The following is a 1,196-nucleotide window of genomic DNA, read 5'->3' as shown; positions in this document are numbered from 1 at the left end:
CTAGGGAAACGCTGAACAAGTACCCGCGCCACGGCGGGATCGCCGTACGCGGGGCGAAACCGAGCGTTTTGGCGCGTTCTACGGCCTCGAGGGCCTAGCTGGCGGGCCTTTCGGCGCCCGCTCCGGGCCATGGTCGGCCCACTACGGGCGCACCGCCGCTGGCACGCGCCGCGCGGCCATGTACAGGTTGACCATCGCCAGCGCCGTGAAGGCGCGGTTGGCGTTCTTGGCCAGTCCGCGGTAGCGGACCTTGGCGAAGCCCCACAGAAGCTTGAGGACGTGAAACGGGTGCTCGACCCGCGCGCGGGTGCGGCTCTTGGTGCGGTTGCGAAGCCGCTCAGCCTCGTCCTCGCCGCCGGGCTTGCGCACACGCCGGTTCGTAAAGTCGCGCGCCTGCGGCGCCGCGGCCTTGATGATGTCGCGGCAGCCTTGGTAGCCGCGGTCGCCGTACACGCGCCGCTCGGCACCATGCAGCAGGTCGGGCAAGGGATGCTTGTCGTGCACGTTCGCGCTGGTGACCACCACACTGTGCACCAACCCGGTCTTGCTGTCGGCACCCACGTGCACCTTCATGCCGAAGTGCCACTGGTTGCCCTTGCGCGTTTGCCGCATCTCGGGGTCGCGCTGCTGCTGGGCGTTCTTGGTCGAACTCGGCGCGGCGATGATCGTGGCGTCCACGATGGTGCCCGCGCTCAGGCGCAGCCCGCGCTCCTGCAGGATGCGACCCACCTCGGCGAAGATGGCCTGACCCAGATGGTGACGCTCCAGCAGGTGCCGGAACTTGAGAATCGTGGTCGCATCGGGCACCGGCTCTCGGCCCAGGTCGATGCCGGCGAAGGCGCGCAGCGCCGCCGAGTCGTACAGCGCTTCCTCGCACGCGGCGTCGGCCAGGTTGAACCAGTGCTGCAGCAGGTGGATGCGCAGCATGCGCTCCAGCCCGATGGGCGGGCGGCCGTTGCCGGGCTTGGGGTAGTGCGGCTCGATCAGCGCCACCAGCCGATCCCACGGCACGATCGTCTGCATCTCGGCCAGGAAGGCATCGCGCCGCGTAGGCTTGCGGTAGCGCTCGAATCCAGCGGTCGAGTCCGCTGCCGCTGCCAGGGTCATCTGCTTCATCGTCGCCCTCCGAACCTGCGTCGACTCCTTCAACGCACGCCACTACGATGCGGAGGACTTGATCAGCGTTTCCCTAGGGG

General features: G+C 68.7%; 1 protein-coding gene. It reads right to left on the bottom strand.

All coding sequences use genetic code 11. The annotated features are described in order from the left end of the window. Positions 1 to 141: 141 nt before the first annotated feature. Positions 142 to 1,116, bottom strand: coding sequence for an IS5 family transposase (locus tag DRV96_RS17725; protein ID WP_119293604.1), 975 nt, complete (start codon positions 1,114 to 1,116; stop codon positions 142 to 144). Positions 1,117 to 1,196 lie beyond the last annotated feature (80 nt).

Origin of the sequence: Azohydromonas sediminis (genome assembly GCF_003574675.1) — a bacterium.
Lineage (GTDB): Bacteria > Pseudomonadota > Gammaproteobacteria > Burkholderiales > Burkholderiaceae_C > Calidifontimicrobium > Calidifontimicrobium sediminis.
Note: the sequence above shows the minus strand (reverse complement) of the source record. Positions and strands in the feature narration are given on the sequence as shown.